The sequence below is a fragment of the Achromobacter veterisilvae genome (assembly GCF_037619525.1).
GTDB classification, from domain to species: Bacteria; Pseudomonadota; Gammaproteobacteria; order Burkholderiales; family Burkholderiaceae_B; genus Achromobacter; species Achromobacter veterisilvae.
This window is the reverse complement of the sequence record NZ_CP148753.1, coordinates 5,289,537-5,305,271: the sequence shown is the minus strand read 5'-3', so window position 1 is coordinate 5,305,271 and position 15,735 is coordinate 5,289,537. Positions and strand designations below refer to the sequence as shown.

At 68.1% G+C, this 15,735-nt stretch carries 14 protein-coding genes; 6 read left to right on the top strand and 8 right to left on the bottom strand.

What is annotated here, in order from left to right; translation table 11 throughout:
* The first annotated feature begins 14 nt into the window (after positions 1-14).
* From nagZ to WHX56_RS24625, 5 genes are all read left to right on the top strand, one after another.
* Entirely contained in the window at positions 15-1,073 is a 1,059-nt protein-coding gene (nagZ, locus tag WHX56_RS24645) for a beta-N-acetylhexosaminidase (RefSeq protein ID WP_338879253.1), read from the top strand.
* On the top strand, positions 1,036-2,862 hold the full coding sequence (gene uvrC, locus WHX56_RS24640) for an excinuclease ABC subunit UvrC (protein WP_129239911.1): 1,827 nt from the start codon (positions 1,036-1,038) through the stop codon (positions 2,860-2,862). Before nagZ ends, uvrC begins: the two co-directional genes overlap by 38 nt.
* A gap of 208 nt (positions 2,863-3,070) precedes the next feature.
* Positions 3,071-3,643, top strand: a complete 573-nt coding sequence (gene pgsA, locus WHX56_RS24635; RefSeq protein WP_129239912.1) for a CDP-diacylglycerol--glycerol-3-phosphate 3-phosphatidyltransferase — start codon at positions 3,071-3,073, stop codon at positions 3,641-3,643.
* A 131-nt stretch (positions 3,644-3,774) separates the two neighbouring features.
* Complete coding sequence (locus tag WHX56_RS24630; RefSeq protein ID WP_129239913.1) at positions 3,775-5,079, top strand: MFS transporter; 1,305 nt, start codon at positions 3,775-3,777, stop codon at positions 5,077-5,079.
* Positions 5,080-5,188: 109 nt separating this feature from the next.
* The gene (locus tag WHX56_RS24625) at positions 5,189-6,190 is read left to right on the top strand and encodes a cytochrome-c peroxidase (protein WP_129239914.1); all 1,002 of its coding nucleotides are present in this window, start codon (positions 5,189-5,191) and stop codon (positions 6,188-6,190) included.
* A 21-nt stretch (positions 6,191-6,211) separates the two neighbouring features.
* Here WHX56_RS24625 and queF read toward each other — a convergent pair whose 3' ends face one another.
* On the bottom strand, positions 6,212-7,036 hold the full coding sequence (gene queF, locus WHX56_RS24620) for an NADPH-dependent 7-cyano-7-deazaguanine reductase QueF (RefSeq protein WP_287755498.1): 825 nt from the start codon (positions 7,034-7,036) through the stop codon (positions 6,212-6,214).
* Positions 7,037-7,359: 323 nt separating this feature from the next.
* Here queF and aceA point away from each other — a divergent pair, with 323 nt between their 5' ends.
* Positions 7,360-8,679 (top strand): isocitrate lyase, encoded by a 1,320-nt coding sequence (gene aceA / locus WHX56_RS24615; RefSeq protein WP_129239916.1) that lies wholly within the window; start codon positions 7,360-7,362, stop codon positions 8,677-8,679.
* Between the two features lie 99 nt (positions 8,680-8,778).
* Here aceA and WHX56_RS24610 read toward each other — a convergent pair whose 3' ends face one another.
* From WHX56_RS24610 to bioF, 7 genes are all read right to left on the bottom strand, one after another.
* Positions 8,779-9,825, bottom strand: coding sequence for an alpha/beta hydrolase (locus WHX56_RS24610; RefSeq protein WP_287755499.1), 1,047 nt, complete (start codon positions 9,823-9,825; stop codon positions 8,779-8,781).
* 26 nt (positions 9,826-9,851) lie between these two features.
* Positions 9,852-10,655 (bottom strand): carboxymuconolactone decarboxylase family protein, encoded by an 804-nt coding sequence (locus WHX56_RS24605; protein WP_338879252.1) that lies wholly within the window; start codon positions 10,653-10,655, stop codon positions 9,852-9,854.
* Positions 10,633-11,103, bottom strand: coding sequence for a (R)-mandelonitrile lyase (locus tag WHX56_RS24600; RefSeq protein WP_338879251.1), 471 nt, complete (start codon positions 11,101-11,103; stop codon positions 10,633-10,635). Before WHX56_RS24600 ends, WHX56_RS24605 begins: the two co-directional genes overlap by 23 nt.
* Positions 11,104-11,283: 180 nt before the next feature.
* The gene (locus WHX56_RS24595) at positions 11,284-12,228 is read right to left on the bottom strand and encodes a LysR family transcriptional regulator (RefSeq protein WP_129239920.1); all 945 of its coding nucleotides are present in this window, start codon (positions 12,226-12,228) and stop codon (positions 11,284-11,286) included.
* Between the two features lie 87 nt (positions 12,229-12,315).
* The gene (bioD, locus tag WHX56_RS24590; protein WP_338879250.1) at positions 12,316-13,752 is read right to left on the bottom strand and encodes a dethiobiotin synthase; all 1,437 of its coding nucleotides are present in this window, start codon (positions 13,750-13,752) and stop codon (positions 12,316-12,318) included.
* Positions 13,749-14,432: an alpha/beta fold hydrolase gene (locus WHX56_RS24585; RefSeq protein ID WP_422393618.1), complete on the bottom strand. Its 684-nt coding sequence runs from the start codon at positions 14,430-14,432 to the stop codon at positions 13,749-13,751. The genes bioD and WHX56_RS24585 overlap by 4 nt, the downstream gene beginning before the upstream one ends.
* Positions 14,432-15,619: an 8-amino-7-oxononanoate synthase gene (gene bioF, locus WHX56_RS24580; protein WP_287755494.1), complete on the bottom strand. Its 1,188-nt coding sequence runs from the start codon at positions 15,617-15,619 to the stop codon at positions 14,432-14,434. The genes WHX56_RS24585 and bioF overlap by 1 nt, the downstream gene beginning before the upstream one ends.
* Between the last annotated feature and the right edge of the window lie 116 nt (positions 15,620-15,735).

The following is a 15,735-nucleotide window of genomic DNA, read 5'->3' as shown; positions in this document are numbered from 1 at the left end:
AAGGACACCCTGACATGGCCAAGAAGAAATCCAGGGCGGTCCTGCCGCCCGGCCCCGTGATGGTCGACGTGGCGGGATACGCGCTGACGAAGGAAGAAAAGAAGCGCCTGCGCCATCCGCTGGTCGGCGGCGTGATTCTTTTCGCCCGCAATTTCGAAAGCCGCCGCCAGTTGACCGCCCTGACTCGCCAGATCCACAAGGCCCGCAAGGAGCCGCTGCTGATCCTGGTGGACCACGAGGGCGGCCGCGTGCAGCGCTTCCGCGAAGACGGCTTCACGCCGCTGCCGCCGATGCGCGAGCTGGGCGCGCTGTGGGACCGGGATCCGCTCCTGGCCATGCGCCTGGCGACCGAGGCCGGCTACGTGCTGGCGGCGGAACTGCGGGCCTGCGGCGTGGACATGAGCTTCACCCCCGTGCTGGACCTGGACTACGGCGTCAGCAAGGTGATCGGCAACCGCGCCTTCCACCGCGATCCGCGCGTGGTCGCCATGCTGTCGCGCGCGCTGATCCAGGGCCTGCAACTGGCCGGCATGTCGGCCTGCGGCAAGCATTTCCCGGGGCATGGCTTCGTGGAGGCCGATTCGCACCACGAGATTCCCGTGGACGAGCGGCCGCTTGCGCGTATCCTGGAGGAAGACGGCGCGCCGTACGCCTGGCTGGGCGACGCCGTGCTGCCGTCCGTGATGCCCGCGCACGTGATCTATCCCAAGGTCGACCGCCATCCGGCCGGTTTTTCCAAGCGCTGGGTGCGGGATATCCTGCGCAAGCGCCTGGGTTACGACGGGGTGGTGTTCTCGGACGACCTGACGATGGAAGGGGCGTCGGTGGCGGGCGACATCCTGGCCCGCGCCAAGGCCGCGCTGGGCGCCGGATGCGATATGGTGCTGGTATGCAACCGGCCGGACCTGGCGGACGAACTGCTGTCGCGCCTGGAGTTCGAGCATCCGCCCGAGTCCGTGGCCCGCATCCGCCGCCTGATGCCGCGCTTCGACGCGCCGGACTGGGACACCCTGCAGGCCGAAACCCGTTACCAGAATGCCCGACGACTTCAATCTCAAATCGTTCCTGGCTGACCTGCCGCACCTGCCGGGCGTGTACCGGCACCTGGATGCGGCCGGGGAGGTCATGTATGTCGGCAAGGCGCGCGACCTGAAGAAGCGCGTCTCGTCGTATTTCCAGAAGAACCTGGCCAGCCCCCGCATCGCCCAGATGGTGGCGAAGGTGGCGCGGCTGGAAGTGACCGTGACGCGCTCCGAGGCCGAAGCGCTGATCCTGGAAAACAACCTCATCAAGAGCCTGAAGCCGCGCTACAACATCCTGTTCCGCGACGACAAGTCCTACCCGTACCTGCTGATCACCGGCCATGCCTGGCCGCGCATCGCCTATTACCGCGGCGCCACCAACAAGCGCGGCCAGTACTTCGGCCCGTTTCCCAATGCCTGGGCCGTGCGCGAGACCATCCAGATCCTGCAGAAGGTGTTCCGCCTGCGCACCTGCGAAGACACGGTCTTCGCCAACCGTTCGCGGCCCTGTCTGCTGCATCAGATCGGCCGCTGTTCGGCGCCCTGTGTGGGCGCCATCGAGGCCGGGGAATACGAGCGCGACGTGGGGCGCGCCGTGCGCTTCCTGAACGGGGAAGCGAAGGACGTGATGGGCGAGATCGAGAGCCGGATGCTGCAGGCTTCCAGCGAACTGCGCTTCGAGGAGGCCGCCGCGCTGCGCGACCAGATGGGGTCGCTGGCGCGCGTGCTGCACCAGCAGACCATGGAGAACGTCAGCGGCGAGGACACCGACATCATCGCGGTGGCGATCGCCGGCGGCAAGGTCTGCGTGAACCTGGCGATGGTGCGCGGCGGCCGCCACCTGGGCGACAAGCCTTTCTTCCCCTCGCACGCCGAGGGCGAGGCGGCGCCGCAGGTGCTGGAAGCCTTCGTGGCCCAGCACTACACCGACAACGCGCTGCCGCCCGTGCTGGTCTGTTCGCACGCGCTGCCGGATTCAGGCCTGATCGACCTGCTGGTGGAGCAGGCCGGCGGCCGGCCCTCGCGGGTGCTGACGCGTCCACAGGGCACTCGCCGGGCATGGCTGGAACAGGCCGGAAAGAATGCCGAGATGGCCCTGGCGCGCGCGTTGACCGAATCCGGGGCCCGCGCGGCCCGCACGCTGGCGCTGGCCGAGGCGCTGGAACTGGATACGGACGAAACGGCCCTGGACGCGCTGCGCATCGAATGCTTCGACATCAGCCACACGGCCGGCGAGGCGACGCAGGCGTCCTGCGTGGTGTTCGAGCACCACGACATGCAGCCTTCGCTTTACCGCCGCTACAACATCGCCGGCATTACGCCGGGCGACGACTACGCCGCCATGCGCCAGGTGCTGACCCGCCGGTTCGCCAAGGTGGCCGACGGCGAAGCGCCGATGCCCGGCCTGGTGCTGATCGACGGCGGCAAGGGCCAGGTGGAAGTGGCGCGCAAGGTGTTCGTGGAGCTGGGCCTGGACGTGCAGACGTTGGTGGGCGTGGCCAAGGGGGAAGGGCGCAAGGTCGGCCTGGAAACCCTGGTTTTCGCCGACGAACGTCCGCCGGTCGCGCTGGGCGGCGAATCGGCCGCGCTGATGCTGATCGCCCAGGTGCGCGACGAGGCCCACCGCTTCGCCATCACCGGCATGCGGGCGCGCCGCGCCAAGGCGCGCAACGTGTCCCGCCTGGAGGAAATCGAAGGCGTCGGCGCCCGCCGCCGCCAGCGCCTGCTGGCCCGCTTCGGCGGCTTCTCCGGCGTGGCCTCCGCCAGCATCGAAGACCTGGCGTCCGTGGACGGCATCTCCCAGGACCTCGCCATCCGCATCTACGAAGCGCTGCGGTAAGGTGGGCCCCCACGCCATTCTTGCGGAGACGGTTCAACATCCGTCGCTCCCGCATATCCCTTCGAGGCAACCTCTACGCACACAACCACTCCCCCAAGCCAGGCCGCGCGGATCCGGCTCCGCCGGTCCGCAGAGGCGCCCCCCTGGGGGGGAAGCGCCTCCGGCGCTTCGGGGGGGGACCTCCTCTTGCTGTTAGCATACGAACACTATGCCAATTAACGTACCCATTATCCTGACATGGCTGCGCATCGCCATGATTCCGTTGGTGGTCGGGCTGTTCTACCTGCCCGATAGCTGGATGTCCGTTCCCATGCGCGACACCCTGGCTGCCTGGGCCTTCATCATCGCGGCCTTGACGGACTGGTTCGACGGATGGCTGGCGCGCCGCTGGAACCAGACGTCCGCGTTCGGCGCGTTCCTGGACCCCGTGGCCGACAAACTGATGGTTTGCGCCGCGCTGATCGTCCTGCTGGATCTCAGCCGGGTCGACGCTTTCATCTCGCTGATCATCATCGGCCGGGAAATCACGATTTCCGCCCTGCGCGAATGGATGGCCAAGATCGGCGCCAGCGCCAGCGTGGCGGTGCACAGACTGGGTAAATTCAAGACGGCCGCGCAGATGGTCGCGATTCCGTGCCTGCTGTATAACCAGCCGGTCTACGGCGTCAGCACCAAGCTGCTGGGCGACGTGCTGATCGTCGTCGCGGCGGTGCTGACGGTGTGGTCGATGCTGTATTACCTGCAGCGCGCCTGGCCCGCCATCCGCGAAAAGGCCCTGTAGTCGGTTTTGCATTACCGGGGTCCGCCCCGCGATACCTAGAATGCGGCGTCCGGCTCCGGACGCCGCCGGAGACAACCCGCAAGGCGCCGCAGGCGCCGCGCACCTTGCCGCCGCCCGCGGCCTTTTTTGCGATGAACACCGCTGCGAATACTTTGGCCATGGACGCCTCCGTCCGCCGGCGCGACTGGAAGATCATCCTGCTGATCGGGGTGGCCCACGCTTCCTCGCACTTTTTCCAACTGGTCCTGCCGTCGCTCTACGTTTCCCTGGGCAACGCCTTCGGGCTGGACTTCGCCCGCCTGGGGCTGCTGGTTTCCACCTTCTACGTGGTGTCCGGCATCGGGCAGGCGTCGTCGGGATTCGTCGTCGACCGGATCGGCGCGCGGCCGGTGCTGTGGTTCGGGCTGGCGTGCTTCGTGCTGTCGGGGCTGCTGATCGGGTCGGCCAACGGTTACGCCATGCTGATCGCGGCGGCCGTGGTGGGCGGCATCGGCAATTCCGTCTTCCATCCGGCCGACTATTCCATCATCAACCATCGCATCACCGCGCCGCGGCTGGGCCACGCGTTTTCCGCGCACGGGCTGACGGGCAACCTGGGCTGGGCGCTCACGCCCGTGTTCATGACGACCATCACCTTGCTGGCCGACTGGCGGGTGGCGGCTTACAGCGCGGCCGGCCTGGTCGCGCTGGTGCTGCTGTTGACCGTGCTGGGGCGCGACCTGCTCGGCGGCCCGCTGCCGCAGGAAGGCCCGGCCGGGCCCGAGGCCGCCAAGCCCGCCGCCAGGCCGGCCGCCAAGCCGCAGGAAGGCGTGCTGGCCACGCTGGGCACGCTGCTGTCCAAGCCGGCCCTGTGGGGCGCGTTCCTGTTCTTCGCCTGCACCTCCATCGCCCTGTCGTCGGTGCAGAACTACACCATCCCGCTGCTGGGCCAACTGTACGACCTGTCCAAGGTCGCCGCCAGCTCGGCGCTGTCGGGCTATATGGTGGCTTCGGCCGTCGGCATGGCCGCCGGCGGTTTCCTCGTGTCGGCCAACCCGCGCACGGAGCGCACCGTCATGGTGGCGCTGATCCTGGCGGGCCTGACCCTGGTGGTGCTGGCGCTGGGCCTGGTGCCGGCCGTGCTGGCCGCGCCCGTGGTCGGCCTGGCCGGCTTCTGCTCCGGCGTGGCGGCGCCTTCGCGCGACATGCTGATCCGCCGCGTGACGCCCAAGGGCTCCACGGGCTCCGTCTACGGGCTGGTCTATTCCGGCATGGACGTGGGTTCGGCCCTGGGGCCGCTGGCCTTCGGCCTGCTGCTGGATGCCGGCATGCGCCAGGGCCCCTGGGTGGGCGCGGGCGTGGCGTTCGCCGCGGCGGCCCTTCTGGCGCAGTGGATCGCGGTGCAGGCGCGGCGGGCGGAACCCGCCGCGGCCAGCGGAGCCGCCGCCCGTTCCTGAACACGCCGGCCGCGACCCTGGCGGCCATTTGATGCGACGCAAAGCCTGGCCGGCTTCAGCCTGATGTAATGACCATGCAACTCAAAAGGTTATTACCCAGGAGAAGAAAATGAGTAAGGCAAGCATATTGCTGGCGGCAGGGATCGCATTGGGCTGTTGGAACAATCTGGCCGCGGCGGCCTCGGACGAACCGATACAGCCGGTGGAGCCGGCCGTGGTCAAGGAACCGGCCAAGGTGGAGCTGGGCAAGAAGCTCTTCTTTGATCCGCGCCTGTCGCGGTCCGGCGCGATTTCCTGCAACTCCTGCCATAACCTGGCCATGGGCGGCTCGGACAACCTCAAGGCCTCCATCGGCCATAAATGGCAGCAGGGCTCGATCAATTCGCCCACGGTGCTCAATTCCAGCCTGAACATCGCCCAGTTCTGGGACGGCCGCGCCAAGGACCTGCGCGAGCAGGCGGGCGGCCCGATCGCCAATCCCATGGAAATGGCGTCCACGCACGAACTGGCCATCCAGGTGCTGAATTCCATCCCCGGCTACCGGGCGGAGTTCAAGCGGGTCTTCGGCAAGGACGGAATCACGATCGAGGAAGTGACCGGCGCGCTGGCCGCGTTCGAGGAAACGCTGGTGACGCCCAATTCGCGCTTCGACCAATGGCTGCGCGGCGACAAGAAGGCGCTGACGGTGCGCGAGCTGGCCGGCTACGAGCTGTTCAAGAACAGCGGTTGCGTCGCCTGCCACAACGGCGTGGCGGTGGGCGGCAATTCGTTCCAGAAGATGGGCCTGGTCGCGCCCTACCAGACGGACAACAAGGCCGAAGGCCGCGCTGGGGTCACGGGCAAGGACGCCGACCGCTTCAACTTCAAGGTGCCCACCTTGCGCAACGTGGCGCTGACCTATCCGTACTTCCATGACGGCGAGGCCGCCACGCTGACGCAGGCGGTGGACGTGATGGGGCGGCTGCAACTGGGCCGGACCTTCACGCCGGACGAGAACGCGCAGATCGTGGCGTTCCTGAAGACGCTGACGGGCGACCAGCCGGCGATCCAGTACCCGGTGCTGCCGCCGTCCGAAGACGACACGCCGCGGCCCGAACCCTTCCTGAAGTAAGGGGCTCGCGGGGAGGGGCGCCTACTGGCGGACGGTGCGCAGGTCCGCCGTGGGCGCCGCCTCGAAATTGCTGCGCCACGGATTGATGTCCAGGCCGCCGCGGCGCGTATAGCGAGCATAGACGGTCAGTTGCTCGGGCCGGCAGGCCCGCATGATGTCGGTGAAGATGCGTTCGACGCAGTGTTCGTGGAATTCCGCATGCTGGCGGAACGACACGATATAGCGCAGCAGCGATTCGCGGTCTATCGGCGCGCCGCGGTAGCGGATCTGCACGCTGGCCCAGTCCGGCTGCCCCGTCACGGGGCAGTTCGACTTCAGCAGGCGCGACGCCAGCGTTTCCTCGACGGTATCCCCGGGCCGGGTGCGCAGCAATTCCGGCGCCGGCTCGTAGGTGTCGATCTCGATGTCGAGCTTATCGATATAGATGCCGTCCAGTTCGCCCATGTGCAATTCGGAGAAGCGCTGGGGCAGGAAGAAATCCAGCCCGACCTGAGCGCCCGCCGCGGCGCTCAGGTCGCGTTCCAGTCGGCCGCGCAACGCGGCCGAATTGACCAGCCGGGTCTGGTTGAACGAATTCAAATAGAGCTTGAACGACTTGGACTCGATGATGTTGGGGCTGTCGGCCGGCACCGAGAACGTGGCCATGGCGATGCGGGGCTTGCCCTTGGCGTCCAGCCACGACAACTCATAGGCATTCCACAAGTCCACGCCCGTGAACGGCAGCTTGCCGGCCGCGAGGTTCAAGGCCGCCCGATTATGCGAGCGCGCGATGGGAAAGAGCAGCGTCGGGTCGTATTGCGAGACGTAGGACACGCTCTGGCCGAGCGGGCCGTGGGACAAAGTCATGGCGGAATCACGAAAGCAGGGGGAATGGACGCATTGTAGGCGGTCGGAAAGTGCGTCATTTTCCGCATTGTGAAATGTAACCTTCGCCATATGAAAGTGCCTGCTGCGCAGCAGCGCCAGCCCATTTCACAGACGACAATTGCGTTTCGTAATACGGAATGATGTTTATAACTTATTGATATTAATGAGTAATATTTTTCGTCTTCTATAAGACATCGGCTCACCTTGCTCTGCAGCAGAGGCATAGACTTTGTCCAACGATTCACGCAATGCAAGACGCGAATCTTTTGAAGTCTTTCCCATCACTGACCAGGAGCATCACCATGAGCACCCGCGAAACCGAAATCCGCAATCTGCAGAAGGACTGGGCCGAGAACGCCCGCTGGCAAGGCATCAAGCGCGACTACAGCGCCGAGGACGTCATCCGCCTGCGCGGCTCCATCGGCGTGGAACACACGCTGGCGCGCCGCGGCGCCACCCGCCTGTGGGAACTCCTGCACAGCGAGCCGTTCGTGAATTCGCTGGGCGCCCTGACCGGCAACCAGGCCATGCAGCAGGTCAAGGCCGGCCTGAAGGCCATCTATCTGTCCGGCTGGCAAGTCGCCGGCGACGCCAACCTGGCCGGCGAGATGTACCCCGACCAGTCCCTGTACCCCGCCAATTCGGTGCCGCAGGTGGTCCGCCGCATCAATAATTCGCTCTCCCGCTGCGACCAGATCCAGTGGATGGAAGGCAAGAACCCCGGCGACGAGGGCTACATCGATTTCTTCGCGCCCATCGTGGCCGATGCCGAAGCCGGTTTCGGCGGCGTGCTGAACGCCTTCGAACTGATGAAGGCGATGATCGAGGCGGGCGCCGCCGGCGTGCACTTCGAAGACCAACTGGCCTCCGTGAAGAAGTGCGGCCACATGGGCGGCAAGGTGCTGGTGCCCACCCGCGAAGCCGTTGCCAAGCTGGTGTCCGCCCGCCTGGCGGCCGACACGATGGGCACGCCCACCGTGCTGCTGGCGCGCACCGACGCCGACGCGGCGGACCTGGTGACCAGCGACGTGGACGAGAACGACCGTCCCTTCATCACCGGCGAGCGCACCGTGGAAGGCTTCTTCCGCACCCGCGCCGGCATCGACCAGGCGATCTCGCGCGGCCTGGCCTATGCGTCCTACGCCGACCTGATCTGGTGCGAAACGTCCACGCCCAACCTGGAATACGCCCGCAAGTTCGCCGAGGCCATCCATCGCCAGTTCCCGGGCAAGCTGCTGGCGTACAACTGCTCGCCGTCGTTCAACTGGAAGAAGAACCTGGATGACGGCACGATCGCCAAGTTCCAGCGCGAGCTGGGCGCCATGGGCTACAAGTTCCAGTTCATCACGCTGGCCGGCTTCCACGCGCTGAACTACGGCATGTTCGAACTGGCCCACGGCTACGCCCGCCGCCAGATGAGCGCCTTCGTCGAACTGCAGCAGAAGGAATTCGCCGCCGCCGACCTCGGCTTCACCGCCGTGAAGCACCAGCGCGAAGTGGGCACGGGCTACTTCGACGCCGTCACGCAGACGATCGAAGGCGGCCAGTCCTCGACCACCGCGCTGACGGGCTCCACCGAGGAAGCCCAGTTCGAGCACGGCAAGGCCCAGAAGGCCGCGTAAGCATCGCAGGAGAGTTATGCAGTTGTAGTTGCTGTTGTAGGGTGGATTTCGGGTGCCTTCGGGCACCCTTTTTTTTCGGATGAATGAATCCAGCCAGCGCTACAGATTCTTCGCGTAGAACGCCGTCAGCCTGCCCATCGCCGCATCCACGTACTTGGGAACCCAGTAGGTCTCGATGTGCGTGGCGCCGTCGATCTTGAACAGCTCCTTGTCCTTCGCGCCGGTGGCCTTGGCGAACGCATCCTCGCTCATGTACAGGCTGTCGGCCTTGCCGCCTGCGATCATCAGCAACGGCTGGTCGATCAGGTCGATCTGGTCCGTGGCGTCCCAGCGCATCAGGTCCAGCAAGCTGCTCACCGTGTAGGCGCCGCCGGAATTGGGGTAGGCGCCGGAGTCGGGATGGCCGTGGGTGCGTTCGTAATAGACGGTGCCCTCGCGGTACATCTCGAACGGCATCGCGGCGATCTGCGCATCGGTCGCCGCGGCGCCGCCTCCGACATAGGGAACCTTGCCGCCCGCCGCTTCCTGCGCACGCGCCTCGGAAGCCTGCCGCAAGCGATCCTGGATGGTGTTCAGTTGCGAGTCTTCGAAGCCATTGCGGCGAACGCGTCCCGAGTTGAACATGCTCAGCGTCGCCACCGACTTGAAGCGCTTGTCGGTTTTCGCCGCCGCCAACGAGTAGCCGCCGCCTCCGCAGATGCCCAGCAGGCCAAGACGCTCGGCATCCACGCCCGCATACCGGGTGATGAAATCCGCCGCGCCGTGGATGTCCTCGGTGCGATAGGCGGGCTTGTCTACGTTGCGCGGCTGGCCGCCGCTTCCGCCCTGGTACGCCGCGTCCATCGCGATCGTGATGTAGCCCTGTTCGGCCAAGCGCTGCGCATACAGGCCCGCGACCTGTTCCTTCACGCCGCCGTTCGGATGGGCCACGACGATCGCGGGATACTTTTTCTTCGGATCGTAGTTGGCCGGGGTATAGACGTTGGCGGCAATGTCCAGGCCGCCCAGCCTGTATTTGACAGGGTGGATGTTGACCTTGCCCGGTTCGTTCTTCGCGATGGCGCCGCCGTAGGCCAGGGTGAACGGGTTCTGCCGGTAGTCTTCGGCGAGCGCCGGGCCGCCGGAGCCGCCGACGATTGCGGCCATGAGGGTGGCCTTCAGGACGGTGCGTTTCATGGGAGGGTTCCTTGCAAGTGGGATGGGTGCCGCGGGGCGGCGGCAAGCGCCTGTGTCAGCGCCTCGCTCGCGCGCTTGGCCGCCTGCGCGTCGCCGCGCTCGGCCAGGACCTGCGTCAACTGGCGCAATTGCGCGGCCGTCAGGCCCACGCGCATGCTGGCGGCCATGTGCGAGCGCAACTGCGGCTCCACGCCAGGCATGGCGGCCAGCGCCCCGACCGTGGCCAGTTCACGGCTTTGCCAATCGAGGTTGTCGCGCTCGAAGATGTCGCCGAACAGGTGGGCTTGCAGATACTGGTTGATGACCGGGGCGAAGTCCGTCACTGCGTTCCTGACCGGCGCGCCGGAAATCTTCGTCTGGTTGGCGGTACCGGCCGCGAGCAGCGCATCGCCTGTCGGCACGGGCCGGCTGGGTTCGCGCCCCGGCGCGTCCTGGAGGCCGCGCTGCCTGCGCGCGTCCACCACCGTCAGCAGTTCACCCAGCGCGTTCAGGCTCTTGGGGAAGCCGGCGTAGGCGTAGAGCTGCACCAGGATTTCCTTGGCCTCGCTGATGGTCAGCCCGGCGTCCAGGCCCTGGTTCAGGGCGGTATTGAGCCTGGGCATGTCGCTCGCGGCCATGAAAGACGCGATCAGGGGAATGGCCTGCTGCCTGGCGGACAAGGTGTCCGAGGCCGGCTGGGTAGTCGTCATGGCACGCGGTTCCTGAACGCCAGGGGATTGTGCGGCGGCAAGGCCGGATGGCGCGGCCAAGGCGAATGCGAGCGCGACGGCGCCGCGCTTAGCGGGCGTTGTATTGCTCATCGCTCACCAACTCTTTCCAGTCCGCGCTCTTGCCGTCCTTCATGTAGGCGATGGCGAGGTGGCGCATGCCGTTGGCCTGTGCCGCGCCATGCCAGTGTTTGACGCCGGCCTCGATCCAGACCGTATCGCCCGCCTTGATCTCGCGCCGGGGCTGGCCGTCTTCCTGCACCCAGCCCTGGCCGTCGGTGACGATGAGCAACTGGCCCACCGGGTGGGTGTGCCATGCGGTGCGCGCCCCGGGCGCGAAATCGACCATGCCGACACTGCCGTGCCTGCCGCTGTCGCCCGCCGACTTGATGTCCACCGCCACGTGGCCGCTGAAGTTCCGCGCCGGGCCCAGGGCGGTGGGGGTCGTGCCCGCGGGGGCGATCCGGATGCCTTGGGCGTGCGCTGAAGACGCGCCCATCATCATGATCGACGCGCCCGCGGCGATGAGGTTCTTTCTCATGGGATTTCCTTCCTGTGATCCACACAGACCCCGCGTGCTTCATGAGCATGTGGATGGCCTGCGCCCGATCTGTCTTGACGAAGGAAATCTTAGAGGGCCGGACTGTTTTGATTAAGTCCAAAATCCCGCATTCGGTTTTGAATTGAATTCAGCAATACGGGAACGGGCGCGCGGACGCGCCTACGATGCCGAAGGGCGCTTCGGTTTCGCAGTCTTGCCGGGCTTGCGGGGAGGCTCCCGATGCCGCAGGGCTTCGACGATGACGGCCAGGGCCCCCGACGATTGCCGACGGCTGGGGTAGTAAAGGTGGTAGCCGGTATAGGGCTGGCACCAGTCGTCCAGCACGCGGACCAGCCGGCCCTCGGCGATGTGCTCGGCCACCGCGTCCTCGGGCACGAAGGCCAGGCCCTGCCCGGCCAGCGACGCGCGCACGATGGGCGAAATACTGTTGTAGATCCACTGCCCGGTCACGCGCACCTTGAGTTCGCGCTTGCCCTTGCGGAAATCCCAGACCATGAGTCCGCCGTGGGTGGGCAGACGCAGGTTGATGCAGTTGTGCTCGGCCAGGTCGTGGGGTTTCTTCGGCGGGGGCCTGCCCGCGAAGTAGGCGGGCGAACCAACCACCGCGATGCGCATGTCGGAACTGATGCGGACCGCGATCATGTCCTTGGCGATCTCGTCGCCCAGGCGCACTCCCGCGTCATAGCGTTCGGAGACGATATCGGTGCGGTTGTAGTCCACCGTCACCTCCACGGCGATGTCGGGATAATCCGGCAGAACCTTGGACAGCTTGGGCCATATCAGGTACGTGGCGGGAAATTCCGCCGCCGTGATGCGGACCAGTCCCGATGGCTTCTTGCGCAATTCGCTCACCGCCGCCAGTTCGGCGTCGATGTCCTCGAAGTGCGGCGCAACGCTGGCCAGCAGCCGTTCGCCTGCCTCCGTGACGGAGACGCTGCGCGTGGTGCGGGTCAGCAGGCGGACGTCCAGGCGGGCTTCGAGCGCCCGGATGGCATGGCTGAGGGCGGACGGAGACACGCCCATTTGCGCGGCCGCCCGCGTGAAGCTGCCTTGCTGTGCCACCTGGATGAACGCAAGCAGGTCGTTGTAGCTGTCACGCGGCATTGCCGAATCCCATTCACAGGTCTTGAAGAAATCCAGCATCCGGCCGGATGCCTGGATAGTGACGGCGGTGGAATCGTCCGCGGCAGGCTAGCCCGCGACCGCCGGAGCGCCGCCCAGCGCGGCCAGGCAATCGTCCAAGGGAGGGATGCCCCGCGCCAGGGCCGCGACCGTCTCGGCATCGACCTTGGACAGCGGGGGAATCTCGGCCAGCACGCGCACGTTGCCGAAGCGCTCGATGGCTTCCTTGTTGCCCGCCGAGAGCGGGCCGCTCATGATGACGCCCAGCACGGGCACGCCCCGGCGCTTGAGCGCCTCCAGGCTGAGCAGGGTGTGGTTGATGGTGCCCAGGCCGCTGCGCGCCGCCAGCACCACGGGCATCCCCAGCCGCGCGATCAGGTCGATCATCATGTGCGTGTCGTCGATGGGCACGTAGAGCCCGCCAGCTCCTTCCACGATCAGCGGCGCCTGGGTGGCGGGCGGAACGATGCTGGTCGCGTCGACCACGGCGTCTTCCAGCGTGGCCGCCGCCCAGGGCGACAGCGGCGCCTGCAGCACATAGGCCGGCAGGTGCAGGCGTTCGGGCGGAAGCCCGGCCAGTTGCGCGACGGTTTCCGTGTCGCCCGGTTCCTCGGACACGCCGGTTTGCACCGGTTTCCAGTAGTCGGCGTTCCAGGCGCGCGCCAGGATCGCGGAGACGAGCGTCTTGCCGATGCCGGTGTCGGTGCCGGTCACGAAAACCCCGGTGGGGCGCTGGTTGTTTTTCTTCCACATACCGTAGGCCAGGTGATACGTCACCGAGGCTCCTTGTTCGTCGAACGCCGCCAGCACACGCCGCAGCCCGGCCGCGCTGAGCGGCCGGCTTCCTGGGGCGGGCGTGGTGGCGCCTATGCCTTTCAGGCCTTTCAGGAAATGCAGGCCGTCAGGATGATTATGTATCAGGCGCTCGCTCCGGACGCCACCCGCCAGATTGCCCATGTCCGGACGGATGGCGGCGGCGGCGGGATAGGGCGGCGTGGCCGCGCCGAGGCCGGCCGCGAGATGGGCCGCCCGCCATTCGCGGAAGGTGCCGTCGGCCAGCGTCGCCACCGCCAGGCAGCCGCCCGGGGCCAGCATCGCGGCCAGCCGGCCCAGGCCGGCGTTCAGGTCGGAAAACCATTGCACCGCCAGGCTGGAGCAGATCAGGTCGTAGCCGCCGGGCAGCCCCAGCGGGTGCTCGCCGTCCAGCAACTGGTAGCGGGACGTTCCGGGCAAGGGCGGGTGGCGCTGCGCCGCCGCCAGCATGCCGGGGGAGATGTCCGTCACCGTCCAGTCGGCGGATCCGAGGCGGCGCGCCAGCGCCCGGGTCAGCAGGCCGGTGCCGCAGCCGACCTCCAGGATGCGCGGAAACCGGGGTAGGGGCAGCAGGGCGATATCGCTGGCCAGGCGTTCGGCCGCGATGCGCTGCACGGGGGCATGCTCGTCGTAGCGGCCGGCGGCCGCGCCGAAGCGCGCGCCGACCCGGGCGTTGCGCGGCGCCTGCGTCATGCCCCGGGCGCCACGCGGGCAATGAAGGCGCGGATGTGCCCGGCGCACCAGGGCGCGTCCGAGACCGGCAGCAGGTGGCCGCCGCCTTCGCGCCAATGCAGATCGCCGGCGGGACGATCCGCGAAGGCCGCCCGGGTCATCGGGGCCGGCACGATGGGATCTTCCCCGCCCGCCAGGACCAGCAGCGGCACGCGCAGCGCGGCCAGCGCGGCGCGCTGGTCGTCGTCGCGCAGCGCCCGCAGGTCGCGGCCGAGCGCCTCGATCCGGGGTTCGCCGAAGGGCTCCGCCGCGCCGCAGCGCAGGCGGAAGTCCCGCAGCACCGCCGCGGGGTCCGCGGACAGGCGCTTCCCCATGCGGTCCAGCATGCGGGCCGGCACGCCGTCCTCGAAGCCGGGCCCGGCGGTGAAGCGCGGGAATCCGTTGATGGAAACCAGTCCCGCGCAGTCTTGCGGCAGGCGGCGCAACAGGCGCAGCGCGCCCAGCGAGTGGCCGATGGCGATGGCCGGTCCGGCGAGGTCCGGCTCCTGCGCCGGACCGAAGTAGCCTGCGTCGAAGACCGCCTGCGGCCAGTTGCGCAGCTCGGCGCGCAAGGGCGCCCAGACCGAGGCGTCGAAGGCCCATCCGTGGACGAACAGCAGGGTGGGGCGCGCGGCCGGCGCCGCCATGGAGGACCCGCGCATCACGCCAGCACGGCGGCGAAGCCGTCGATCAGCCGCGAGACGTCGGCGTCTCGGTGAGCGGCGCTCAGCGTGACGCGCAGGCGGCTGGTGCCGGCGGGAACGGTGGGCGGGCGGATCGCCACGGCCAGCAGGCCGCGCCGTTCCAGCCCGGACGCCATCTCCAGGGCGCGGGCTTCGTCGCCCACGATGGCCGGCACGATCTGGGTGGACGAGGCGCCGGTGTCCAGGCCCATCTCCCGCAGGGCGGCGCGCAGGCGGTCGCCGGCGGCCGCCAGCCGGGCGCGCTCGGCGTCCAGCGCGGGCACCAGGTCCAGCGCGGCGTCCATGGCGCCCAGCACCGCGGGCGGCAGCGCCGTCGTATAGATGAAGCCGGAGCACGCGTTGACCAGGTAATCGCACAAGGCGCGCGAGCCGGCCACGTAGGCGCCGAATCCGCCCAGCGCCTTGCTGAACGTGCCCATGGCCAGGTCGATCCGCCCTGGCGCCAGGCCGGCCAGCCCCATGCCGCCGGGGCCGAGCACGCCGGTGGCGTGCGCTTCGTCCAGGTAGACGAAGGCCTGGTAGCGGTCGGCCAGGTCGGCCAGGCGCGCCACGTCGGTGCGGTCGCCGTCCATGCTGAACACGCTTTCCGTGACGATGAAGCGGGCAACGGGCTTGCCCGCCGCCGCTTCCGCCCGCGCCGCCAGCAGGCTTTCCAGGTGGTCCAGGTCGTTGTGCCGGAACCGGATCTGCCGGGCGCCGGCCGCCTGGCAGCCGTGATGCAGGCTGGCGTGGTTGAGTTTGTCGGCGTAGAGCTCGACGTCGCCCTGGCCGGCGGCGGCGCGCAGCAGGGCGGGCAGCACGGCGGCGTTGGCCTGCCAGCCCGAGGCCAGCAGCAGCGCGGCTTCCGTGCCTTTCAGCCGGGCCAGCTTGGCTTCCACCTGTTCGTGCAGGTCCAGGTTGCCGCAGACCAAGCGCGAGGCCTGGGCGCCGGCGCCGTGGCGGGCCGCCCATTCGCGGGCGCGCTCGACCAGCAGCGGATGCCGGGCCAGCCCGAGATAGTCGTTGCTGGAGAAATTCAGGACGGGCGCGCCGCCCAGCACGATGCGCCCGGGGGCGGCGGCGGTGGCCGTGCGCAGGCGGCGGCGCACGCGGCGCGTTTCGGCCCGCGCCAACTCGGAGGAAAATAGCGAATCCAGCTTTGACATCGATCTGCCCTGCGGCGGCCGGGCGGGCGGGGGTGTCCGCGCCAGGCCGTAGAATGCGGGCCATTGTAGTGGAGGCGCAAGCCGCCCTTGCCCGGACGCGCCGGCGCGGGCGCGGC

Bases quoted from the DNA above. Each gene is read 5' to 3' on its own strand.
- nagZ (WP_338879253.1), top strand. From the start codon at position 15: ATGGCCAAGAAGAAATCCAGGGCGGTCCTGCCGCCCGGCCCCGTGATG.
- uvrC (WP_129239911.1), top strand. From the start codon at position 1,036: ATGCCCGACGACTTCAATCTCAAATCGTTCCTGGCTGACCTGCCGCAC.
- pgsA (WP_129239912.1), top strand. From the start codon at position 3,071: ATGCCAATTAACGTACCCATTATCCTGACATGGCTGCGCATCGCCATG.
- WHX56_RS24630 (WP_129239913.1), top strand. From the start codon at position 3,775: ATGAACACCGCTGCGAATACTTTGGCCATGGACGCCTCCGTCCGCCGG.
- WHX56_RS24625 (WP_129239914.1), top strand. From the start codon at position 5,189: ATGAGTAAGGCAAGCATATTGCTGGCGGCAGGGATCGCATTGGGCTGT.
- queF (WP_287755498.1), bottom strand. From the start codon at position 7,036: ATGACTTTGTCCCACGGCCCGCTCGGCCAGAGCGTGTCCTACGTCTCG.
- aceA (WP_129239916.1), top strand. From the start codon at position 7,360: ATGAGCACCCGCGAAACCGAAATCCGCAATCTGCAGAAGGACTGGGCC.
- WHX56_RS24610 (WP_287755499.1), bottom strand. From the start codon at position 9,825: ATGGCCGCAATCGTCGGCGGCTCCGGCGGCCCGGCGCTCGCCGAAGAC.
- WHX56_RS24605 (WP_338879252.1), bottom strand. From the start codon at position 10,655: ATGAGCAATACAACGCCCGCTAAGCGCGGCGCCGTCGCGCTCGCATTC.
- WHX56_RS24600 (WP_338879251.1), bottom strand. From the start codon at position 11,103: ATGAGAAAGAACCTCATCGCCGCGGGCGCGTCGATCATGATGATGGGC.
- WHX56_RS24595 (WP_129239920.1), bottom strand. From the start codon at position 12,228: ATGCCGCGTGACAGCTACAACGACCTGCTTGCGTTCATCCAGGTGGCA.
- bioD (WP_338879250.1), bottom strand. From the start codon at position 13,752: ATGACGCAGGCGCCGCGCAACGCCCGGGTCGGCGCGCGCTTCGGCGCG.
- WHX56_RS24585 (WP_422393618.1), bottom strand. From the start codon at position 14,432: ATGCGCGGGTCCTCCATGGCGGCGCCGGCCGCGCGCCCCACCCTGCTG.
- bioF (WP_287755494.1), bottom strand. From the start codon at position 15,619: ATGTCAAAGCTGGATTCGCTATTTTCCTCCGAGTTGGCGCGGGCCGAA.